This is a genomic window from Aquiflexum gelatinilyticum (assembly GCF_024741135.1).
Lineage (GTDB): Bacteria > Bacteroidota > Bacteroidia > Cytophagales > Cyclobacteriaceae > Cognataquiflexum > Cognataquiflexum gelatinilyticum.
Genome location: NZ_JANSUY010000001.1, coordinates 565613 through 588915 on the forward strand (window position 1 = coordinate 565613; position 23303 = coordinate 588915).

The 23303-nt window shown below is 42.7% G+C and carries 18 protein-coding genes; 2 read left to right on the forward strand and 16 right to left on the reverse strand.

The features are described from left to right. Positions 1–70 precede the first annotated feature (70 nt). The 13 genes from NU887_RS02365 to NU887_RS02425 form a co-directional block, all read right to left on the reverse strand. Positions 71–952 carry a hypothetical protein gene (locus tag NU887_RS02365; RefSeq protein ID WP_258421750.1) on the reverse strand — a complete coding sequence of 294 codons (882 nt, stop codon included), beginning with the start codon at positions 950–952 and terminating at the stop codon, positions 71–73. A 22-nt stretch (positions 953–974) separates the two neighbouring features. After that, on the reverse strand, positions 975–1433 hold the full coding sequence (locus tag NU887_RS02370) for a hypothetical protein (RefSeq protein WP_258421751.1): 459 nt from the start codon (positions 1431–1433) through the stop codon (positions 975–977). Between the two features lie 19 nt (positions 1434–1452). Further along, the gene (locus NU887_RS02375; RefSeq protein WP_258421752.1) at positions 1453–3183 is read right to left on the reverse strand and encodes a hypothetical protein; all 1731 of its coding nucleotides are present in this window, start codon (positions 3181–3183) and stop codon (positions 1453–1455) included. A gap of 58 nt (positions 3184–3241) precedes the next feature. Then, entirely contained in the window at positions 3242–4039 is a 798-nt protein-coding gene (locus NU887_RS02380; RefSeq protein ID WP_258421753.1) for an SDR family oxidoreductase, read from the reverse strand. Positions 4040–4065: 26 nt separating this feature from the next. After that, positions 4066–4842, reverse strand: coding sequence for a glucose 1-dehydrogenase (locus NU887_RS02385; protein ID WP_258421754.1), 777 nt, complete (start codon positions 4840–4842; stop codon positions 4066–4068). A 48-nt stretch (positions 4843–4890) separates the two neighbouring features. Then, the gene (locus tag NU887_RS02390; RefSeq protein WP_258421755.1) at positions 4891–5355 is read right to left on the reverse strand and encodes a phosphate-starvation-inducible PsiE family protein; all 465 of its coding nucleotides are present in this window, start codon (positions 5353–5355) and stop codon (positions 4891–4893) included. A 45-nt stretch (positions 5356–5400) separates the two neighbouring features. After that, positions 5401–6300, reverse strand: coding sequence for an SDR family NAD(P)-dependent oxidoreductase (locus NU887_RS02395; protein ID WP_258421756.1), 900 nt, complete (start codon positions 6298–6300; stop codon positions 5401–5403). Between the two features lie 890 nt (positions 6301–7190). Continuing rightward, a complete protein-coding gene (locus tag NU887_RS02400) occupies positions 7191–10304 on the reverse strand; it encodes an efflux RND transporter permease subunit (protein WP_258421757.1) in 3114 nt (1037 codons plus the stop codon). 10 nt (positions 10305–10314) lie between these two features. Next, on the reverse strand, positions 10315–11364 hold the full coding sequence (locus NU887_RS02405; protein WP_258421758.1) for an efflux RND transporter periplasmic adaptor subunit: 1050 nt from the start codon (positions 11362–11364) through the stop codon (positions 10315–10317). Positions 11365–11374: 10 nt separating this feature from the next. Further along, positions 11375–12700 (reverse strand): TolC family protein, encoded by a 1326-nt coding sequence (locus NU887_RS02410; protein ID WP_258421759.1) that lies wholly within the window; start codon positions 12698–12700, stop codon positions 11375–11377. Between the two features lie 16 nt (positions 12701–12716). Further along, a complete protein-coding gene (locus tag NU887_RS02415) occupies positions 12717–13301 on the reverse strand; it encodes a TetR/AcrR family transcriptional regulator (protein ID WP_258421760.1) in 585 nt (194 codons plus the stop codon). A gap of 399 nt (positions 13302–13700) precedes the next feature. Beyond that, a complete protein-coding gene (locus NU887_RS02420; protein WP_258421761.1) occupies positions 13701–15080 on the reverse strand; it encodes an MBL fold metallo-hydrolase in 1380 nt (459 codons plus the stop codon). A 289-nt stretch (positions 15081–15369) separates the two neighbouring features. After that, on the reverse strand, positions 15370–16749 hold the full coding sequence (locus NU887_RS02425) for a hypothetical protein (protein ID WP_258421762.1): 1380 nt from the start codon (positions 16747–16749) through the stop codon (positions 15370–15372). Between the two features lie 334 nt (positions 16750–17083). On the opposite strand from NU887_RS02425, the gene NU887_RS02430 reads away from it, so the two are divergent. Then, positions 17084–17521, forward strand: a complete 438-nt coding sequence (locus NU887_RS02430; RefSeq protein ID WP_258421763.1) for an RrF2 family transcriptional regulator — start codon at positions 17084–17086, stop codon at positions 17519–17521. A 70-nt stretch (positions 17522–17591) separates the two neighbouring features. Next, entirely contained in the window at positions 17592–19931 is a 2340-nt protein-coding gene (locus tag NU887_RS02435; protein WP_258421764.1) for a nitric-oxide reductase large subunit, read from the forward strand. Positions 19932–20089: 158 nt separating this feature from the next. Here the strand turns inward: NU887_RS02435 and NU887_RS02440 are convergent, their stop codons facing one another. From NU887_RS02440 to NU887_RS02450, 3 genes are read right to left on the reverse strand one after another with little or no spacing between them, the layout of a single operon-like run. Beyond that, entirely contained in the window at positions 20090–20785 is a 696-nt protein-coding gene (locus NU887_RS02440) for an anaerobic ribonucleoside-triphosphate reductase activating protein (RefSeq protein WP_258421765.1), read from the reverse strand. Then, entirely contained in the window at positions 20772–20954 is a 183-nt protein-coding gene (gene nrdD, locus NU887_RS02445) for an anaerobic ribonucleoside-triphosphate reductase (RefSeq protein ID WP_258421766.1), read from the reverse strand. The genes NU887_RS02440 and nrdD overlap by 14 nt, the downstream gene beginning before the upstream one ends. After that, positions 20938–23058 carry a ribonucleoside triphosphate reductase gene (locus NU887_RS02450; RefSeq protein ID WP_258421767.1) on the reverse strand — a complete coding sequence of 707 codons (2121 nt, stop codon included), beginning with the start codon at positions 23056–23058 and terminating at the stop codon, positions 20938–20940. Before NU887_RS02450 ends, nrdD begins: the two co-directional genes overlap by 17 nt. Positions 23059–23303 lie beyond the last annotated feature (245 nt).

The following is a 23303-nucleotide window of genomic DNA, read 5'->3' on the forward strand; positions in this document are numbered from 1 at the left end:
TTACCTAGATATTGAAATCCTTTTTTTCAGAAATTACCCCTTTAACAAGATTCTTCTTTTCCATGCTACATTAATTTCCAAATCGATAACCAACCTCAACAACACTGTTGGTTCGCGCACCGAATCCCTGAATAATCACCATTGACCAATTTCCAATGGATTTGTTAAAACCTACAGTGTAATTCCACCTTTTGGCTGAGTATTCAAGTTCATAATTGATGGAGTTTCCATCGCTTCCTTGGAAGGATCCTTTATTTACTGTTCCTGTGTTTTGGTAAATACCACCAACAAAAAGATTGGCGAAGGAGGTGGTCATCCCTAGCATGGGGAAAGCCACAAAGGATTTCTGAACGCTATTGACCTCACTCAGCCATGTTTGGGCCCAAGTGATGTTTACATTGGCAAAAACTTTCCCATACCCGCCGGCCACTACCATCCCGGCACCACCAACAGTCCCGTTGATGTTGGCAATGGTCCTTTCCTTAAGAAGATTGATCGATTCTGATAAGTTGGGGATGTTGTTATTGCTGAGATTGATGGATAGGTCGATGTTATTGAAAGTTGTCACCCTACCCATCATGCCATAGATATTTACAAAAGGCAAAACCCAAACATCAGCCCGAATCTGGGAGGAGGTCACCGTATTTTTGATTTTGGAATCGTCAAAATCAATGATGCCACCCTCCTCGCTGAGTTCTAGATCACCTAAGCGGATTTTGGTTATTTCCATATTCTGTTGCTGGAAATACATGCTACCCGCTATGCCGTAAGGTTTGGGAAATTCTGCACCGGCTTCCACTGCCTTTTGCTTAAACCCTCTCATCAAGGGGAAAAAGCTCCCTTTTCGCTGACCGACCGAATCGGGAAAGCTTACCACTTGGGCCATGGAGATTTCTCCCATCAGCAGAGCCAAAGCAACTATAAGCATCGAAAAGAATGATGAACTTTTCATAGTCAGTTAAGAGAGTTTACTCTTAGTCTTTAAGATTCAGTGATCTTGTTGTTTCATAATTCACAATAGCAGCCACAATACCTGCAATCAATCCGGTACAGACAGTAGCCATTACAGGTGAAATTTCAATAGATCCCATTAATCTCTGCCACATCACCCCAAAGGTGACAGCTATCCCAAAAGCCATGAAAGTATGTTTCATGGATAGCCAGAATATTTTTGGAAAATAGGAGGGTTTGTTTGGGATTTTTGTGGTCAAATAGGCTACTCCGCTAAGGATAAATGCTAAGGAAACTGCCAAAGGAACGGCACCCGAGAGCAGGGTATGTTCAGTGGAGGAGATGAGGTTGTCACTTACCAATACTTTATCCAGGTCTTTGACTGAAAACCAGTTGATGATTCCATTGATCACGGCGTTGAAACCTCCAGCTATGATTGCTGACTTTTTCAATTCGGCTAGTGAGGTTGATGTAGTTGTCATAAAGGTTGTTTTTTTGATTTTAGAAAAACATGAAAGTGGAAGCTTGGAATGTAAACCAATCATATACATTGGATTCAAAGCTGGATGAAATTGCTTTTCCGGGTTTTGCCCATGAAAATAAGCCAAGAAACAGGTAGTTTCTTTTGAAGAAGTAGCGGTAAGTAGTGGTAAATTCCTGTCCGAAATTTTTATCCTGAAGAGTAGCAATAGGGGCGAGGGAACCCAAGTTGCTTTTGGAATCGGCCATCAGGATAAAATAGTCAAAGCTCAGGTCCATGTTTTTGGCCAAGAAAGCTTTCATTTCGATTCTATGGGTCAAGAGATTCCCGTCCCCCAGTATTTTCTTAAAGTTGATCCCTTGGATCCAGTTGCCCAAACCGCCTCCCTGGAGGATATCAAAGCGTTCAAATCTTGTTGTCTCAGGATCGTCACCCTGCATAAAAGCAAACCTATAGTACAGGGATGGGCTTTTTTTCCAGGCCTGTTTCACTATACCTCCTCCCAAATACCAGCCGTTTGCCACCATATCAGCATTGCGGTTCCTTTGGAAGGCGTATTCTGATTTGATAAAAATCCCCGTTCCTGCAATGTTATTGACCCATACTTTTGGATTGATGGTTTGCAATCCCTCTAAAGGGATCCTCCCCTCCGGAGTGGCGTAGGTGGCCTTTGAAGAATTGATGGTGATGTAATGGAGTGCCAGGTCCAGATGCTTGTTGTCATTGTAGGATACGCCCCCGCCAAGGTACCGGGTATCGCTCTGTCTATCTTTGAATAATTCTTGAGGCTCAACATAGTATGCCGAGAAATTGAATTTTTTCCAATGGACTTTTGCCCAAGCGGTCATTTGAAAAGCTGTCCTTGAATTAAGATAAACACTTCCCCTTTCGCCGGCATTTGCCGACCCCGAAAATCTCGAAAATAAGAAGCCGTCATTGAGTTGAAAGAATTGCCTCCCAGCGGATAAGTCAATATGGAGTTGTTTGTTTTTGCCCAATTGAGGCAAAAGGACTCCGCCATAAAGTCTTTCAACTGTTCCTTTCCCGGCGGTTCCTTCTGAATAGATGTCGCTGGAATTTCTTCCTGAAACCAAGAATGTCACTGCCCCATAGGGATATATTTTGCTTTTGCCTAGTTGGGTCATACCTGCTATTCCAGGCTCTAAAAATGTCTCCCCCCAAAACCTCGGTCCCCGACCTGCAGGATTGTTTGCTACGGTATTGCCTTGAGTAAATTCAGCACCTTTCGAAAAAAACGCATTTTGATCATGGTAAATACCTGCTGCTCCATTGAGAATCAAGGTCAATTTACTCCTTTCGGTCTCAATAAGGGTAGGAAAAGGAAGATCCTTTTTGGATTCTTTTTCCTTTTTCTCTCCCTCACTCCAAAAAGATGATCTGATCACCAATACGACAGGGCCGGAGATTTCGGGAGTGTATACTTTGTAGCTTGCCGATTTGATTTCTTCTTGTTTCAAAAAAACAGATATGGCCAAATCCACTGAGAATTGCCGGAAGATGCTTCCGGGCTTGATGTTAAAGGCATCGTAAAATGCCTGCATCTCCAAAGAATCTGCGAGGTATTCTTTCCCGTCTTTTTCCAACAGGATGACCACGGATCTGATGGGAATTCCCTCAACATTGTTAGGCACAACTTCCACCCCAAATATTTGGTCTATCTGGCCATATGTGGGGGTATATGCCAAAACCAAAAGCCAAGTGAAGATTAAGGTGATGTAAAGGTTTTTCATGAGGAAATGGAAAAAATGGCACGGATGATGGGTATCGCCCGTACCATTTGTAAATAGGTTAATCTTTTTTTGTAGGCATTTTACTTTTATAAGATCCGCCACCATCGATCCTAAGGTCAATTCCAGTAATCCATTGTGCAGCGTCACTCATCAAAAACATCATCCCATAAGCGATCTCCATAGGAGCACCACGGCGCTTCATTACAAACATATCCGCGAGCGCTTTGAGCATTTCGGGTGTATAGCCTGCTGCCAAAGTACTGTCCCCATTGTCCACCGAACCGATCAAAACTGTATTGAACCTTACTTTTGGTCCTGAAACTGCCGCCATACTGCGGACCATATTCATCAATCCTGCTTTTGCGGTGCTGTATTCAATGAATTCAGGTGAAGGAGAAACACCTACCATCGAACCGGAAAATACCACAGAGGCGTTGGGTTCTTTTTCAAGGTATGGCATGCACATCTTGGTGAGGTTATAGGAGCCTACGGTATTGAGCAAATAGGACTTCACCATCTTTTCAGAATTCGATTCCCAAATAGGCGTATTGGCTCCCCAACCGACGTTGTTGATCAATCCTGAAATCTTTCCGAATTTGTCTATGGTTGTTTTGACCAGATTTTCAAGGTCTGCCTCGTTAGTAGCATCTGTTTTGATTCCCAAGGTCTTTTTACCGGATTCTTTTTCGATTTCGGCAGCTACTTTGATGGCGCCTTCTCCATTGAGATCTGAGATGACGACATTGGCGCCCAAGGAAGCAAAAAGGTGGCCGGCGGCGCTTCCGATAGCTCCTGCAGCACCTGTGATGATGATTACTTTTCCTTCGAAGGAAAAGAGTTTTTCGATGGCTTTCATGTTGGTTTATTTTAAATGGTTATGTATTAATCCAAAGTTTGAATTCCCCCTCCATTGGCAAAAAGTACCTGACCGCTGATCCATTCAGAAACAGGGGCCGCGAAGTAAAGTACTGCTCCGGCAATATCTTCGACTTCTCCAAGGCGTTTGATAGGCGTATGTGCCAACATTTTGGCTTCTATTTCCGGTGTCAGGACGGAGGCCAATGCTGCTGTTTTGGTGGCGCCCGGACCGACTGCATTGACCCTAATGCCATCGACTCCATAATCCATGGCGAGGTTGGCTGTCATGTGGTTCATCGCCGCTTTGGAAGAAGCATATGCACTCATGTTGGGGCTGATGTTGATACTTGCCATCGAGGTAATGTTGATGATAGATCCATATCCGGCCTCTTTCATGAGCGGGGCACAAAGTTGGGAGAGTCTCCATGCGGAATACACATTGAGTTTGAACCTCCAGGCAAAGTCATCAACAGAAATTTTGTATGGGCTTTCCCTGCCTCCACCACCGCCGCCGGCGTTGTTGACCAGAATATGGACACCGCCCAATTCCTTTTTGGTTCTCTCTACCAAAGTGACCAGGTGTGCATCCTCCGTCACGTTGCATTCCACGGCAATGGCCTTCCCGCCCATGGCTACTATTTCGTCTGCGGCGGATTGGGCATCGGCTAATTTGAGGTCACTGACTGCTATTGAAGCTCCTGCCTGAGAGAGCATGAGCGCACAGGCTTTGCCGATTCCATTGCCGCCACCTGTGACAATTGCGACTTTACCTTTTAGGCTAAATAGTTTATTGATTTCCATAAATAATTGGTTTTGAGTAGAGTTAGCTGAATATTCGTGAATAGTTAGTTATTCTTTTGTAAGATCACCTGCCGGTGCCTCAGCAGGTATTTTTTTCAAGAGGTAGTAAAACCCTCCGAGAACTAGTAGGAGAGCAGAAATTCCTATCAATGTGCCTGTCGCTACGTGTTCTACATCAAGTCCTAAAAGGTGTCGGAGCAGTGCAATCAGCGCAATTTCTACTATGATTTTTATGTAGTTGGCGTTCCCTTCTTTGATGTATTCTACCAAGGAACCTATGAGTTCAATGAGTATGGTGATAAGCAGAACTGCAGAAATCAATCCCTGAACCTTTGCAAGAAAAAGTCCTTCTTTAACCAAGGGGCTATCGCGGAAAATAAGGATTTCGTCACTAGCCAGAATCGCTTTTACTATGATGCCTCCTAACTCCAATAAGCTCACAATCAAAATTATGATTAGGAAAAAGACCAAAATCCTAATTGTCCAAAGGGTCAATTGTGAGATGATTTTCATTTTTTACAGTTTTTTTTGACGTTTTGATAAATCCCGGGGATTGAATCAATAAGTTGTCCATCCCCCATCTGTCGCTATGCATGATCCTGTGATATTGCTCGCGTCGTCTGAAAGAAGAAATAAAATGGTGGCGGCTTGCTCCCAAGGAGTCGATCCCCTGTGCTGTGGATCATTTGCTGAAAGAAGGCTTGCAGACTTTAATCCGGCCATTCCGCTTCCCTTGCCTTGGCTTACTGCCCATTTCACAAATTCCATTGCACGAAAAACCATTGGAGTGTCAGTTTGGGCCATATTAACAGAGTTGACCCGGATTCCGTATGGGGCATAATCGATGGCGGCATTTCTGGTTAATCCTGTGACGGCATGTTTGCTGGCTGAATAAGCACAGTTACCAGGTAATCCGATTATCCCTGCTATGGAGCTGATATTGACAATACTTCCTCCCTCGCCTTGATTTACCATTTGATTTAACTGCGCTCTCAAACAATAAAAAAGTCCGTTGATATTTGCATCCATTACATTTTTCCAGTATTCATCCGTGGCTTTGTGAATAGGCGAGGGGATAAGATTTAGGTTGTTTTCAAAATCCTGAGGTTTTGACGGATCATTTCCATCCATTACACCTGCAGCATTTAAGACTAGATTTATTTTGCCGTAGTGTTCAATACATTTTTTTACTGCCAAATCCACCTGATTTGGCTCTCGGACGTCTGCCGAATATGCAAATGCATCTCCTCCTTCTGCCTTTATTTGATCACAGGTTTCCTTCAGTTCTTTTTCTTTGAGATCCACACTAAAAACCTTGGCACCTTCTCTGGCGGCCCGTATGGCAGTGGCTCCCCCGATACTTCCTTTGGCAGCACCGGTGATAAATAGAACTTTTTCTTTTATCCTATTTGGGAAATATGCATCAGGAGATATAGGGTCAATTCCTTGTCGATTCATACTTGAAAAGAATGAGAGGTTTGTTCAAGAGCATTTTTAAGATGTCAGTTTGTATTTGTGGCAACAGGAAACAGAGGGGGAGAACCAAGAAGAATTTTGGTGCTATTCTCCGTCTATTGTGAGTCAAAAATAACAAAGAAATTATAAATAAAAAAAATATTTTTATTTTTAACATCATAGAAATACCCTGTGAGTTTGGAAGACTTATTTGGTTTAAGGTTCGGGAATCCGGAGGGTTTTATTATGGTGAAATGGTGCCTTTAAGTGGGGTCATATTTTACTTTTTACCGCAATTGAAACGAAGGGAATGCAAAGGGTCTCTAGGGAGATCAAATGGTTTTACCATTAAGCTCCCGAAGGTCGCAGGGAAAATGATGATTTGATCCTGCTCGTATGCTTCAGTACCTGCTCGGCGATTGAATAATCATTGGACTTGCATTGGACATGGATTGGTCAAGCATTGGTCAATGGGTAGGGGAAAGGTAGAGGAGCGTGTAATAGGGAGTAGGTTTGAGGTAGGATTAGTGTAGGAATAATAAGGAGTGTGGGTATGGGAATCTAAGGAATGGGGTAGATGGGAAGTAGCTCAAGGGTAACCCAGAGGCGGAGTATCTATAGCGAGGACACGGAGTATCCCTAACTGAGATGCGGAGTATGGGTAGGGGGAGTATAGGACAAGGTGGGCGGGACTATACCTGAGGGATAGGGGAACATACAGGTAAAGCCAAACAATGTCTCCTAAAACTACACCTATGAAAAGGGCTATATGCCATCTCCCATTTTCACATTTTTTTTCAATTGTCAGATGCGTACCGATGAAATAGGGGAAGACTGGAAAAACGGCTTTCCTTGTTTGTGCCAAACTTTAGGAAAGCCGTAAATTTCATGTTTCAAGACAATGCCGGGACTTTTTCTTTTTTTCTTTGGATTCGGACTTTGATGGATTCAAAGAAATAATAAACCACAGGGACGAGGTAGACCGTCAATATCAGGGATGACATCAAGCCACCGATAATCACCCAAGCCAATCCGTTTTTCCACTCACTCGCCGTTCCACTCGCCAGGGCTATGGGCAGCATCCCGACGACCATCGATATGGTAGTCATCAGGATCGGACGCATTCTTCCTTTACCGGCAGTGATCAGCGCTTTTCTTACTTCCATTCCTTCTGCCCGGAGTTGGTTGGTAAAATCCACAATCAGGATGGCATTTTTGGTTACCAACCCCATCAACATGATCAGACCAAGCAATGCAAAGAGACTGAGGTTATTCATGGAAAGGTTGAGGGCTAAAAACGCCCCGATGACTGCTACAGGAATAGAGAAAAGGACGACGAAGGGATAGATAAAACTATCATATAAGGCTACCATGATGAGGTAGATCAGCAAAAAGGAAATCAGCAAAACCGATCCCAAAGCTCCAAAACTGTCATTTTGCCTTTTGATATCACTACCCCATACCATGCTGATCTCAGCAGGAAGCGGGTTTGTTTTGAGTTTGGCGACAACTTCGTCGGCCACAGTGCCGGAAGGTCTTCCTAGGGCATTGGCTGTCAAAGTGACTGCAGGTTGACGGTCTTTTCTTTCAAGTAAGGAAGGTGATTTGTTCTGGGATATGTTGGCTACCTGAGCGAGTTCGATCGGGAACCCCATAGGATTGGTGATCAAAATCCGTCTGATGTCTTCGTAATTTTGGCGGTTAAAATTATCCAATTGGATACGGACAGGATATTCGGTACCCCCTTCGGTCAGGGAGGCATCGTCATTTCCGGTCAGGGCATATCGGAGATTTTGACCCACAAAGGCATTGTTCAGACCAAATAGCTGCAGTCGGTATTGGTCGGGGATGACCTGGAACTCAGGGCTTCCTTCTTCTACTGACAATTTCACAAAGTCCGATCCGGGAATGTTTTCGACAATGGTCTTCAGGTCATTTGCCGCAGCCATGACACTTTCGGTAGTCGGGCCGCTGAGGGTTATTTCTATCGGTGCGGATCTTGGGATCAGTCCCAATGCGGTCATGGAATAACTTACTCCGGGAAATTCTTTTTGCAACTCCTCCCTGACTTCTTTCATATAAGTTTCTGTTGGGATATTGCCTCTTTCCTTTGCGGGTTTTAGCTGGATGGTGAGTTCGGATTTATTGGGTGAACCCACGCCAAGGCTTCCGATTCCGGTAGTTGGGCCGCCGATGTTGCTGAAGATGGTGGCCACTTCAGGTTGCTCCAATAGGAAATTCTCTATTTCTTGGCTTTTGAGGTTGTTCTGCTTGATTCCGGTGGATTTGTCAAATTCCAGGTAAAGACTGAACTTTCCCTGATCTCCGGTGGCAATCAGTTCCTTGCCGATGATCCCCTGCTTCAGGATAAGTCCGGTCATGGCAAAAAGCGCCAAAATGATGCCCATAAATACAAGCTTATGGTCCAATACCCAATCCAACTGTCTGCCATACCAAGAGATGAAAGTATCCAACTGATGCTCAAACCAGATCAGGAATTTGTTGAAGAAATTGGTGGGTTGAAGGTCTTCTGACTTGCCAATCCGTGAAGCCATCCAAGGCGTAAGCGTAAATCCAACCAGCAAACTCGTCATCGTGGAGGTAATCACGACCACAGAAAACTGCTTTAACATATCCGCCACAAAAACCTGCAGGAATAGGATCGGCAAAAACACCACCACGTCCACCAAGGTGATGGAAAGCGCTGAAAAGCCGATTTCAAGACGTCCGTCCATGGCTGCAGTCCTTTTGTCTTTTCCCTGATCCAAATGGCGCTGTATGTTTTCCAAAACCACAGTCGCATCATCCACGAGGATACCAATGATGAGGGACATGGCCAGCAACGTCATCAGATTCAGGGTATATCCCAATATCCACATGACAGCAAATGCTGTGACAAGAGAAGTAGGAATGGCAACCAAAACTATCAGCGAGTTTCTAAAGCTTCTAAGGAACATCAGCATGACCAGAGACACGAGAATAACGGCGAGGATAAGGTCAAAAACCACTGAATTCACAGCAGCGATCGTGTTGTCAGTACTGTCGTCAGCGATGGTGAATTTTATCCCGGAACTGGAATTTGTTTCCTCTATCAAGGCCAAACGGCCTCTTACTGCACGGGAGACTTCGACGGCATTGGCATCACCCTGCTTTTTGAGCATCAGACCAACACCTTCCTTGCCATTGTAGCGACTGATGGAGCTGATTTCTCTAATTCCGTTTTTCACTACAGCGACATCCCTGACATAGACCGGACTGCCCTTGACAGGCATGGCGACTTGTACCGATCCAATATCCTCCAGCGAATTGAATTTGCCCAAAAGTCTGACAGCACTTTGTTCGGTGACAGTCTGAACTTTTCCCGCAGGGACATCTAGTCCGGATCTGTTGATGGCTTCTACTACTTGAAGCAGTGAGATTTTGTACTGTCTGAGTTTATTTTGGTCCACGTTGACTTGGACTTCTCGCTGTTCACCGCCGAGAATGGTGATTTCGGCGACCCCTTTGAGTTGCTGTATCTGCGGGATAAAATCATCGATCATCTTTTGGTAAAACTCAGGACCGTTGATTTGGCTTGTCGCGGTGATGGACATGATGGGAAGGTCATTTGGGGAGACCTTACTCATTTCGGGGGAAAGCACTTCCTTAGGAAGGTCCTGCGAAATATTATCAATGTACCGCTGTGCGTCCATCATGGTTTGGTCCAAGTTGACGCCGTATTTCATGTTGGCGATGACGACAGAGGCATTGGGGAGAGATTTGGTAACCAAATAGTCTACTCCTTCCAGATTTGAAAGGGCATCTTCGATTTTTTTCGAAACCGAATTTTCGACCTCCTCAGGTTCAGCACCGGGATAGACCGTCTTGATGACGACCACGGGCTGGTTGAAGTCCGGCATCAATTCGTAAGAAAGATTGGTGAAGCCTATATATCCCAAAAGGATGAAAACACTGAACAGGACAATGATCAAAGAAGGCCTGTTGATGGATATGGATGTGATATTCATGGCGGAGTGGTTAAAAGATTGGAGTGAGGTTGGCACCTTCAAAGACATTGATCACACCACCGATGACGAGGGTATCACCTTCCTGAAGTCCGGAATCTACCAGGACTTTGTTCTGGATTCTTTTGCTGATGGAGATCGTAGTGAGCTGTGCTTTTCCATTTTTGATCAGATATACTTTTGGTTCGAGGTCTGACCCTACGATGGCCGATGAGGGTATCAGGATTCTGTTTTGCATGCTCGGATCTGATATAGAAACTTCCCCCAAAAATCCTGCTTTGATCTTGAGGTCGTTGCTGTTGCTGACTTTGAGTTCGACAGGGAAACTATTTCCCGGATTGCTCTTAACGCCCACCATGGATACTTTTCCGGTGGTCTCCATATTGATTACAGGCACCAAAATGTCGACGGTCTGACCATTTTGGAATAGGCTTAGGTCTTGTTCCGAAACCTGTATCAAGAGATTCAGGTCTTTTAGATTGGATACCTGAACCAAAGGCTTGCCGGGTGCCGCAAAGTCTCCCACTTCGGTCATTTTTGCGGTGACAATCCCATCGAAAGGTGCTCTGATGCTTGTTTTTTTGATTTGCTCCTGAAGGGATTGGTGTTGGACTGAGGCGGATTTGAGGGCCATTTCGGTTTTTTCAAGTTGGATTCCCTGGATCGCATCATTTTCTACCAATATTTTGTAGCGTTTCAAATCCGATTCAAGCCCTTCTATCTGGACTTCAATTGCTTTTTGTTGCCATACCAGCATGGTATTGTCCAGCTGTACCAATACTTGGCCTTTCCGGACAGGGTCGCCGTTTTCCACCATGACGGCATTGACTTTTCCCTGCAATTCCCCACTGAGGTTAGATTCTTTTTGAGCCACAAATGCACCCGTGAAAGCAGACTCCTGCTGCACAGATTCTTTGGTCAGCTTTTGGGCCATCACATTGATGTTTTGATCCTTATTGTAGTGAAAGACCCTTTCCGTAGCTGTTTGCTTGTTGGAAAAAAGCTTGAATGCTATCGCCGCAACGATAACCAAAGGGATGAGAATATAGAGTAGCTTTTTCATGGTTTCTCTTTCAGTTGAGGAGTGTTCCGTTAAGTTTTTTGATTTCAAGAGTGGCAGTGAGGTATTCGATCATGGCCGAGAGGTATTGCTGCTGACTGTCTCTGAGGGCATTGTCAGCCAATAGTACTTCTGTCAGGCTTGCGATTCCCTCACGCTGCTGGAGTAGGGTCCGCTGATAGACCGACTCCGCTAATGCGATCTGCGAAAGGTTGGTTTGGAGTTGCTGTTCTGCCTGTTCCTGTTTTAGTTGGGCATTTTGGCTGAGGACAAGGGTCTGTTCATTGACAAAGTCTTTTTGAAGTTGGCTGTTTGCCAATTCATATTTCTTGGCCCGGATTTTTTTCTGCGTGACCGTGCCACTGAAAAGGGGGTAGTTCAGTTGAATCCCTACAAAACTCACTCTGTAGAAATCAAGGAAAGCTTCAGGTTCGCCATTGTAGCCAAAACCCGTAGTCCCATAATTGCCATAAAGCGACAATTGCGGAATGCGGCTGTTGTGCAATATTTTGAGTTCCTGTTGGACGATCTTGTACCTGCTTTCCTGAATGAGGATGTCGATGGTATTTTTACTCTCCAAAGATTCCTCCTCAGGGCTGTGGATGGCGGAAGGGACATCAAAATCTCTGTCTGCTTCTATTCCCATGGAAAATTTCAGCAGGTTCAAAACAGACTCATATTGCCTCATGATTTGCGACCGCTGCGTCTGAAGTTGTTGGTTTTGAAGGACCACCTTGTCCAATTCCGTTTTTTGAATCATGGTCTGTTCATAGAGTAACCGGATGTTTTTTTGCAGTTTTTGACTGTTCTCGATGTTTTGTTCAATGAATGCCAATTTGTTTTTCAGGATTTGGGCATTGTAGTAGAGGTTTGATATTTCGAGGTAAATCTGTTCACGTGATTTGCTTTCCTGCAAGGATGAAAGGGCTTCGTAACTTTCAGAAACTTTGATTCCACCCATGATCTGGGGATCATAAATGGGCATTTTGAAAGACAGGTTTGCCGAAATATTATTGGGAACGCCAAATTGAATAGGTCTGAATACGCCCTCTTGGCCACCAAAGGCAGCCTGTGGGAGGAGTTGATAAGGAAGGTCTGTGTAGTACCGGTAGTCTCCCTGAAGGAACATCTTGGGAATCAACTGCGCTTTTGCTTCCTGATTTTTGAGACCTGCTATGTCCGTCTGGTTTTTGGCCATCAGGATGTTCTTGTTGTGGACAAATGCCGTGTCGATGCAAGCCTCAAGTTCCCATTCTCTGTTTTGGGCTTTTACCGAAAAGGTCAAGACCATGAGCGGTAATACTAACCCTAGTTTTAGTGTGTGAGTATTTACTAACATGATATGTCAAATTTTTTTAAGGTTTAATGATTGTCAAAAGGCTCTCAATGATATTTTGACCATTTCTTCTGAGATCAAATTGGAAATTGGCGATTTTCCATTTGAACATCTGTAATCGAAATGACCCGATAATGATGTGCACCAATTCCTCAGAAGTGATGGATTGGGTAAATATTCCTTTTTGCTGACCGTCCAGGATGACCGGCATGAGGTAACTGATTTTGGTTTGCATGAGATGGAGGATGGCCTGGTTGATTTTTTCACTTGCTTCTAAAAGTCCATCGGAAAATACGGCAACAACAAAGTGTGGATTTTCGCTGAAGAAATCGAACTGACTTTTGAAAATAGCCTTGAATTTTGCTTCAGGAGTATTATTTTCCTTAATGGCTGCAACAAGTCTTTGATCCATATCGGCCCTCAAAAATTGCAATAATCCAATGATAATCGCTTCTTTATTTTCAAAGTGTCTATATATGGCAGCCTCAGAGAAGCCCATTTCTTGGGCCAGCTTTTTGGTAGTCAAGCCGCTCATACCTGAGTTGGAAAGGAGTTTTCCAGCAGCTTCAATAATCTCTTTTTGTCTTTCTGAAATCTCTTTCATAATGTAAGTTAGTATTCACTAACAAAGGTAAAGATAAATTGTAGAAATAAAAATATTGTCCTGATTATTCTCAAAAAATAAGATTGCTTCTTGTTGTTCATTCGGCTACCTGCTTCCTGTTATCCTGCTTCTCCAGAAGCCGGATCTAATAATTTTACCACGGAGCCCACTGAGGGCCCAGAGTTTGAATATTTCTTTTTTTCTTCAACCTTTTCTATTTCTCTGCGTGAGGTGTTTTTCTTTTACCGCAATGGATGCAAAGGTTTCGCAAAGGGGCGCAATGTGTGCTTTATTGAAAGGTTAAGCGTTTTCCTTTGCGGCTTCTGACTTTGCGGGAAAAACACAAAAAAAAAAGAGGACTTTTCAGTCCTCCGTTTTGGTTTTGGGAATTAAATTATATTAAGCCGTCCAGTCGTTGTAGCCGCCGGAGTAATTCAGGATATTGTCAAATCCGTTGGCTCTCAGGATGGAGTAGGCAATAGCTGCCCTAGCACCGCCTTGGCAGTGGATAATGACCGGTTTGTCTTTGGATACTTTGTCCAGGTTCAGGTTGAGTTTACCTACAAACAGGTTATCTGAAGAATCGATTTTTCCTTTTTTGTATTCCGCTACCCCTCTGACATCGACTACCTGCACGTTTCCTTTTTCAAGTTTGGCTTTGACAGTTTCTTTGTCGATAGGATTGTAGCTTTCCAGATTTCCTGCTTCGAAGGAAGCCAATTGATCAGGAGTGATAAATCCGTGGATATTGTCCAAACCGATCCGCATCAATTTTCGGGTCAGGTCTTCGATTTCGGATTCGTTGGCGATAAGAACAAAATGCTCTTCATAGTTAAGGTACCAACCCATCCAAGTGGAGAAAGAGTTGTTGTTGCTGATGTTCAAGGTACCTTTTAGGAATCCTCTTGCGTAATCCTCCCAAGGTCTGGCATCGATTATTTTTAGGCCTTCTTTCTTGGCTTTCGCAAATTCATCCTTTGTCAGGTTTTTGATCTTTGGTACTTCAGTCAATAGCTTTCTGTCCACCTTGTTGAGTTTCTTCATCATAGCGAAGTACTTTGGTGGTTCGGGCTGGTCAGCGAGGAGTTCCTTTGAAAATGCTGCTTTGTCGTCCAAAAGGTTCAAGGCCCAGTTTCTGATTTTCTCATAGCCGACAGTCGTCATCGGTACTGCACCCAATGCTTTGCCACAGGCCGAACCGGCGCCGTGACCTGGCCAAACCTGAATATATTCCTGGAGTTTGGAGAAAGACTGTAAGGAATCATACATCTGTGCGGCTCCGATATCCTGGGTGCCTTTGATACCTGCTGCCTGCTCTAGGAGGTCTGGTCTTCCTACGTCTCCCACAAACACGAAATCCCCGGTAAAGAGCATCGCAGGTTCGGTGGTAGCCGGTCTGTCAGTCAACAAAAAGCTGACACTCTCAGGTGTATGACCCGGAGTATGGAGTACCTCAAAGGTGATATTCCCCAATTTGATGATGTCTCCGTGCTTGATTTTTTTGTGTGGAAATTCATATTTCCAGTTTTCATCCCCTTCATCAGAAAGGTACATTTCAGCCCCTGTCAATGCGGCAAGTTCTCTTGAACCGCTTAGGAAATCTGCATGGATGTGGGTTTCGAGGATGTGGGTGATTTTGAAGTTATTGGCTTTGGCAATGTTGAGGTAAGTGTCTACGTCTCTTTTTGGGTCAATTACGGCAGCGATCCCGCTCGCCTGACATCCGATCACGTAACTCGCTTGCGCCAGACTTTTGTCATAAACTAATTCGAAGAACATATTTCTTTTTATTTTTTTTAATTTTTTGAATAAAAGAAGAGGGAACTGGTTTTTGATACAGCTCCATCTTTTAATAAAGTACAAGTTTACGGACAATTTAACCTATTTGGTGTGACTAATGGCACGAAACAAATTTTTTGGAATTTGGGTTTAGTGGATTTTTAATAAAAAAAATTAAGCCGCAACCATTAGAAATTCTCAGTTGATTGGTTGGAGATTTCTAAAGATTGCGGCTTTCTTGAGTTTTAGAGATTTCTTTTAAGGATTTCAGGTTGGGAATAAGAATTTTTTAAAAAGCCAGTTTCAGGTTGACCAAAGGATTCGAGATATTGCCATTGGGATTTAGAATACCGGAAGGAACAACCATTTGTTGGTTGACAAAATAGTTTTCAGGCGTCACTTTCATGGAAAATCTGTAAGGTTTGTCTTTGTTGATTTTGCCAAGTAAGTTGCCGGCTAGGTTGTCTTTCTTATACTTGTTGAATAGAATCTGTTGTGTCGCCAAAGCCAATACGGATGGGATACCAACCCACAGAGTAGGGGAGTCAGTTTCGAAGATCGCTGCAAGTCCAAGGCCTACCAAAGCTGCGCCACCTGTGGAAAGTCCAATAGTACTTCCCTGCTTTTTGTTGAGGTATACTCCTTTTACGGCTTTTTGACCAAGCATGGTACCGATGACAGTACCTGCAGCGGGAATGAGAAGGACTGCACTTGAAACGTCATTTTGAAGAGTTTCAGCAAAAATTGCAAAACCGACTCCCGTTGTCGCAAGGGACAATGCAGAAATGTTATTTACATCTCCTTTGGTATAATCATATTTCTTTGAAACATTATTTGCTACAAGGATACCACCTACACCACCTGCCAAGAAGGCGGCACCATAAAGATTGGGATTATCGGATTGTGTTGCTCCTAAAGTAGCCCCGGCAATCCATGGACCTATGGTTCCATAATGACTGACCAATTCTATATGTCCTTCAGAGAAGTTTCTTTTCTTCTGTAATTTAAAACCCACTTCTCCCAAGGCAATACTTCCCAAAGAAGAAAGAATTAAGGCCGTTTGGCCAATGTTATCAGATTCGCCTGCAACCAACAATGCCAATGATCCACCGTAAACAAGTCCCAGAAACTTTCCAGTATTGCTTGCGCGGATGACAGAGCGGTTGATATTTTCATATTTTTTCGGGACTATTACCGGTCCCAAAGCCCATAGTCCTCCTGTCAATAAGGGAATACCGACTGCAGCGGCACTGCTGATTTCCGTCACGGCTACCAAACTGGCGCCATAATAAGCACCATATAAGATATTTGTAGCATAATCTCTTCCTCTCCATTCAAATTCCTCTTCGACTATGGCCGTTTGTTGGGGTCCAAAAATCTCCCTGTCCCATTGGGGTTTCATTTTTTCATAAACCGACTTTTCATCATCCGAAAGCCTAGAGAAATAATTGGAAAGGTAGGTTTCATAATCATTCAGGTAAGAGGATTCATCAGCTGATAGGACGATGCCTGTATTGCTTTTTTGTTTGATGATCCTGTAAGTTTCCTTGTTGGATTCTTCCCAATATCCCCGGGCGGTGTAGATTCCCTGTGCGTTTGTTTGAAAATGGGTGCCAAAGGCTATGAAAAGCAGAAATAATGAGAGTGAGAAATAGTAGTTGGGTTTCATAGAGTAAAATGGATGTTGGATTGATATTCAAAGAAAAGAACTATTCGAGGGAAGAAACAACTGAAATTTAATAATTACAGAAAAACTTTACGAAGTTCTTACTTGTTGGGTTTTTTTAAGTTGTCCGGTGTTCAGGATATTTCCAATTCTTTTACTTTTTTTTTATAAAGATTTACTCTGTATATTTTCTGTATGGAAGTCTGGATATTACACTTTAGAATGTGAACCGAGGTATTTTAAAATGCATTTGAAATTATTTTTCCCAGTATTATTTTTCTTATTTTGAAATCAAGGAATATTCTCTTTAATTAGGACTAAAATGTCTTAATAAGAAATGAAAGCACTTTCCCAAACCAGCAAATATGGCATTAGGGCGTTGCTCTACATGGTAGCAAACCCTTCTCAAGGAGAATATATGAGCATTGGAGAAATTGCTAAAGAGATGGATCTTTCTTTTCATTTTCTTACAAAAATTTTCAGGGAATTGACTTCAAATGGGATTCTTAATTCTTATCGCGGACCGGCAGGTGGAGTTGCCTTAGCAAAATCTGCCGAATCGATCATGCTTTTGGATGTGGTATTGGCTTTGGAAGGAAACGATTATTTCGACAGTTGCCTTCTCGGTTTTCCGAGGTGTGGGATAGCCAAACCCTGTCCGGTCCATGAATTCTGGAAAGTAGCCAAAGCAGATTTAAAAGATCATTTTTCCAATACAAGTCTCAGTCAGTTGGCAGAAAAAATAAATGCAGATGAAGTGAGACTGTATGATTGATTTTTTTTTACATTAAATAAGAATAAATAGTCTTAAATATGAAATAGAAATAATACAAATTTATCCTACTATGAAACCAGAATCTACCTTTCTCAATTACCTCATGAATCCCAAAAATTGGTGGGTACCTTTTTTGGTGATTTTTGTAATCAGTATCGCAGGATTAACTTTCATTGGATATCAGACATATACAGAGGCTCCGCCTATTCCTAATTTTGTGGATTCGGATGGTAATAGGGTGGTTTCCAAAGAACAGATTTTGAGCGGGCAGGAAGTATTTCACAGATATGCCCTTATGGAATATGGGAGTATGTTTGGGGATGGTGCTTTGAGGGGGCCTGACTTCACTGCGCAGGCACTTCATGAAAATGCTTTGGCGATGAAATCATTCTATTCCCTGACAATGGACAAAAATTCTGATGATCGGGGATTCGGCGATGAAGGTGTTTTGAGTATTGTACAAAAGGAAATCAAAAACAACACATACGACCCCTCCGATAATTCTGTAGAAGTGACAGATGCTCAGGTTTATGGGATTCAGGCTGTTCAGGATTTTTATATCAGAATGTTTACCGACCCAACATTTAAGGAAGGTTTTCAGCCGTCCGGATATATCACAGATGAGCAGGAGCTTCGGGATTTGGGGATGTTTTTTTATTGGGGTTCATGGGTTTGCAGTGTAAGTCGTCCGGGTTATAAATACAGTTATACGCATAATTGGCCTTATGATGAGTTTGCGGGTAATCTTCCTACGCCTTCCACGCTTATTTGGAGCATAGTAGGTTTGTTGGGATTGGTTTTGGGATTGGGTTTGGTGATGTATTATTATGGACAATTTGAGCAGCTGAATCAGGATTATTTAATCAAAGGTGCATCTGAAATGGTCACTGAAGACAAACTGAAAAGCTTCAGGCCTAGTCCAACGCAAAGGGCAACATTTAAATTTTTTTATGTGGCGATGATATTGTTTCTGGTACAGGTTTTGGCAGGTGTATTGACGGTCCATGATTTTGTAGGGTTTACCAAGTACTTTGGTTGGGAAACCCAAGAACTCTTACCTATTACGATTTCGAGAAGCTGGCATGTACAATTATCCCTTTTTTGGATTTCGGCTTGTTGGGTAGGAATTTCCTTTTTTGTTTTACCGCTATTGGCCAATAAGGAGCCAAAAGGCCAACTTACCTTGATCAATCTTTTGTTTTGGGTATTCTTTGTCATGGTGGCCGGTACTGTCATAGGTCTTTTTATGGGACCAAAAGGAATGATGGGCGAATATTCAAGATGGCTAGGTCATCAGGGTTGGGAGTTTGTAGAACTTGGAAGACTGTACCAATACATGCTTTTATCCATTTTTACTCTTTGGGCTCTCATTGTTTACCAAGGAGTAAAAGGCACTTTCAAACCCGGTATGCCTTGGGGATTGCCCAATTGGCTGGTCTATTCGATATGTTGTATCTTATTATTGCTTCTATCAGGATTTGTAGCAAGTCCAGAAACCAATTTTGTCATCGCTGATTTTTGGAGGTGGATGGTTGTCCATATGTGGGTAGAGGCATTCTTTGAGGTTTTCACGACTATCATTGTAGGATATATGATGGTGATGATGGGATTGGTCAATAGACAGGCGGTAGTCAAGGTGGTCTACTTGTCCGCCCTTTTATTTTTGGGGTCAGGGCTGATGGGGATTTCCCATAATTTCTACTGGAATGCCAAACCTGTGGCTACGCTTGCATTGGGAAGTGTGTTCTCTACCCTGCAGGTAGTTCCTTTGATTTTGCTGACCCTTGAAGCCTGGAAGATGCAGAAAATGCCTTATCTCCTAGGGAAGAAGGAAAAGTCCCGGGGAAAGTCTTCCTTGTTTGCCATGCCGGGCGTATTCTTATTCATCCTTGGTGTGACTTTTTGGAATTTTTTCGGAGCAGGTGTCTTTGGCCTGATCATCAATCTCCCGATTGCCAACTACTACGAACACGGAACTTACCTTACTGTCAATCACGGACATGCCGCATTGATGGGAGTTTATGGAAATCTATCTATTGCCGCAATTTTGTTTTGCCTGAGGTTTTTGATCAAACCTGAAAAATGGAACGATTCATTGATCAAAACAGCTTTTTGGTCAATCAACATAGGATTGCTTTTGATGGTGGCATTGGATCTGTTTCCCGCGGGGATTCACCAATTGGTCGCAGTAATGGAAAACGGATATTGGTATGCAAGGTCACAGGAATTTATTCAAAGTGTTCCTTTTCAATCATTTACCTGGCTTAGGCTGGTGGGCGGATCGGTATTTTGTTTGGGAGGATTGTTTCCACTCACATGGTTTGTGTTGCGAAGTGCCCGTGATTTGAAAAAATCCAGTCCCTTTCAGGAGTCTGTAGTGAAAGAAGAAAAAGAGGAAATAGTGGCATAAGATGTCATTACCAAGTTTCAAAGGGCAAATAATTTGTGTACCCAACTGTAGACGGAATCGAATTTTGAAGGGAAGTTCATTTGAGGAAATGTCAAAAAATTAAATATTGTTGTGGTTTTAATCGAGGGGAAAGGGCGGAACTTATGGATCCGCCTTTTTTAGTTTCTCCATATTACAGTCAAACCTGCGGAAGAGTATTCTTTGGAATATTTCCTTTTAGTGCTTTTGGGTAGGAGTTCAAGGGTAGGGGTTTCATCTATGAAATGCTGTAAAAAATAATTTCCTGTGAAGCCTTTTGATATTAAAAACCTGACCATTTCCTCCAGTTCATCTTCAGAAATGAGCTCAGAATGTAGGGTAGTCCTTACCTCAAACGGAATGTCGGAATTTATCAGCAAGTCGAGGCTTTCTTCAAAAAGATGGAATAAATGGGATCTTGTGATCGTAGAAAAGTTTTTTGGCATTGATTTGAAATCAAGGGCTAAATAATCAACTAGATCTTGGTCTATAAATTTTTTTAAAGTCAAAGGTCTGCTTCCATTTGTGTCGATTTTGACTGATATGCCTAAGTCTTTGATTGTTTTGGCTAGCCAAATACTGCCCTCGTGCAGGGTACATTCACCCCCGCTGAAGACTACTCCGTCCAGGAGATTCTTCCTTTTTTCTAAAAAGTGGAGCACGTCGTCAAAAGTTATCTTTCCTTTTCCCTCTACGATAAGCGGGTTGTAACAATATCCGCATCTCATATTACAGCCTGCAAACCAAAGGATGCAGGCTGTTTTATCAGGGAAATCCAATAATGTAAAAGGAGTGAGGTCGTAAATGACACCCGTGTTTTTGCTATTTTTCTTCAAAATGCTGGCGTTGTTTGTGTTCTCCTTTTTTGCCTATGTTAAAACTTTCAACCGGTCGGTGATATCCCATTACTCTTGTATAAACAAGGCATTTTGTCCTCTTATCTTCAAGGATTTCCAGTTGGGTTTTTGTTTTGTGAACAGAATTTGTTTCAAGGATGGTTTGCATAATCATTTGGATTTTGGTTTATAGTTTCTAATAATATTTCATCGCATTTTGGGCAGTACTCATGTTCTCCTGACAAATACCCATGTGTCGGGCAAATGCTGAATACAGGTGTAACAGTAATGTAAGGGAGCTTAAAATTGGAAAGCACCTTTTTTACCAAGTTTCTACAGGCTTCAGGAGAACTGATTTTCTCTCTCATATACAGGTGGAGAACAGTACCTCCCGTGTACTTGCACTGTAGCTCATCTTGGAGGAGCAGCGCTTCAAATGGGTCATCTGTGAAATCAACAGGAACCTGAGAGCTGTTTGTATAATAAATGTTAGGTCCTGAACCTGCCTGAATGATATCCGGAAACCTCTTTTTATCTTCTTTCGCAAATCGGTAGGTAGTGCCTTCTGCCGGAGTTGCCTCCAAGTTGTATAGGTTACCTGTACTTTCTTGAAAGATTTTCATTCTGTTACGGATATAGTCGAGTATTTCGTTGGTTAGGCTTTGACCAAAATGACTTGTAATATCATCTCTTCCCAAAGTGTAGTTTAGGATCATTTCATTCATACCATTGACTCCAATGGTTGAAAAATGATTTCTAAAATGCGGCAGATAGCGTTTTGTGTAGGGATAAAGTCCCCTGTCAAACATGTCTTGGATAAATACCCGTTTCTTTTCTAAAGTGGATTTGGCTATTTCCATCAAGTGGTCAAGTCTTTGGAATAAACCGGTCTTGTTGCCTTTGTAAATGTAACCCAGTCTCGCCATGTTGATGGTGACCACACCGATGCTACCGGTCATCTCGGCACTTCCAAAGAGTCCATTTCCTCTTTTTAGCAGTTCTCTGAGGTCCAACTGAAGTCTGCAACACATGCTTCTGACAGCATTTGGTTTATAGGCGAGTGGATTTTCAACTTTTTTTCCAGACTCATCAAAGGTGTATTGACTGCCAATGAAATTTTGAAAGTACGAGGAACCGATTTTGGCTGTATTTTCAAAAAGCAGGTCGGTGTTTGGTCCATACCAATCAAAATCCTCAGTGATGTTGACTGTGGGGATAGGGAAGGTAAATGGTTGCCCATTGGCATCTCCTTCCGTCATAATGGTATAATATGCTTTGTTGATCAGGTTCATTTCAGCCTGAAAGTGCTTGTAAGTCAATTCTTCCAAAGAATGGACACCTCTCTCTTTTGCTTTTGAGATCAAATCCTCATTTTGCAAACCCCTGAAAAAGTGCAGATCGTTTTTAGTAGGAATCTGGTCTTTGAGATCTTCCGGCACGACCCAATCCAAGGTGATGTTTGTAAAAGGAGATTGTCCCCATCTGGCCGGAACGTTGAGGTTATAGACAAATGACCTGATTGCTTTCTCTACCTCTTTGTAAGGTAAGTTGTCTTTAAATATATAAGGGGCAAGATACGTGTCAAAAGAACTGAAAGCCTGGGCACCGGCCCATTCACTCTGAAGGATGCCTAGGAAATTGGCCATCTGTCCAAGGGCTTCCCTGAAATGGGACGGGGCTTTGCTCTCGACCCGGCCTCTGACACCGTTGAATCCTTCATTTAGTAACACCCGCAAACTCCATCCTGCGCAATATCCTGTAAGGCAATCCAGATCATGGATGTGGATATCACCATTGCGGTGAGAGTAGCCTTCCTCTTTACTGTAAATTTTGTCAAGCCAATAATTAGCAATGATTTTTCCGGCTACATTGTTGACCAATCCGGCATTAGAGTAGGAGGTATTTGCGTTTGCATTGATCCGCCAATCCGTTTGGTGGACATATTCTTCTATAGTCTGGGTACTGTCCACATAGGTCGTATCCTCATTCAATCCGGCTACATGTTCCCGTTGGAGTTTTCGGGTGTGTCTGTAAAGCATGAAGGAACGCATGACTGAAAAATATCCAGCTGAAAAAAGTTCTTTTTCTATTTTATCCTGAATTTCTTCTACTGACCAAGTCGTTTTTTCTGCCAAACTATTTAGAATATTTTCAAAGATGGTCTGGTTATACAGGACGTTTACACTTTCAAAGCCCTTTTTGAGGGCATCTTCAATTTTGTACGGCTCAAAAGCCGCATATTCGCCATTTCTTTTGATAACATATTGCTCCATATCGGTGGTTTTATTTTTAAGTTTTTACAAAAACTTTTCCAATGTAAAAATTCAGTATTTATCCATTAAGGAGTTTGGTCATGGCACGCTGTGAGATAAATCATACTTTTTTGTCTTAAATTATTTTGGTTAATAAGAAAATAAAGGATAAATTTGTCCTCCAATAAAAAAGACAAAATACCCTGATTTATCAGCATTGAAGGAAGGTTTATTCAGAAGTGTACACCTGGATTTAATCGATTTTC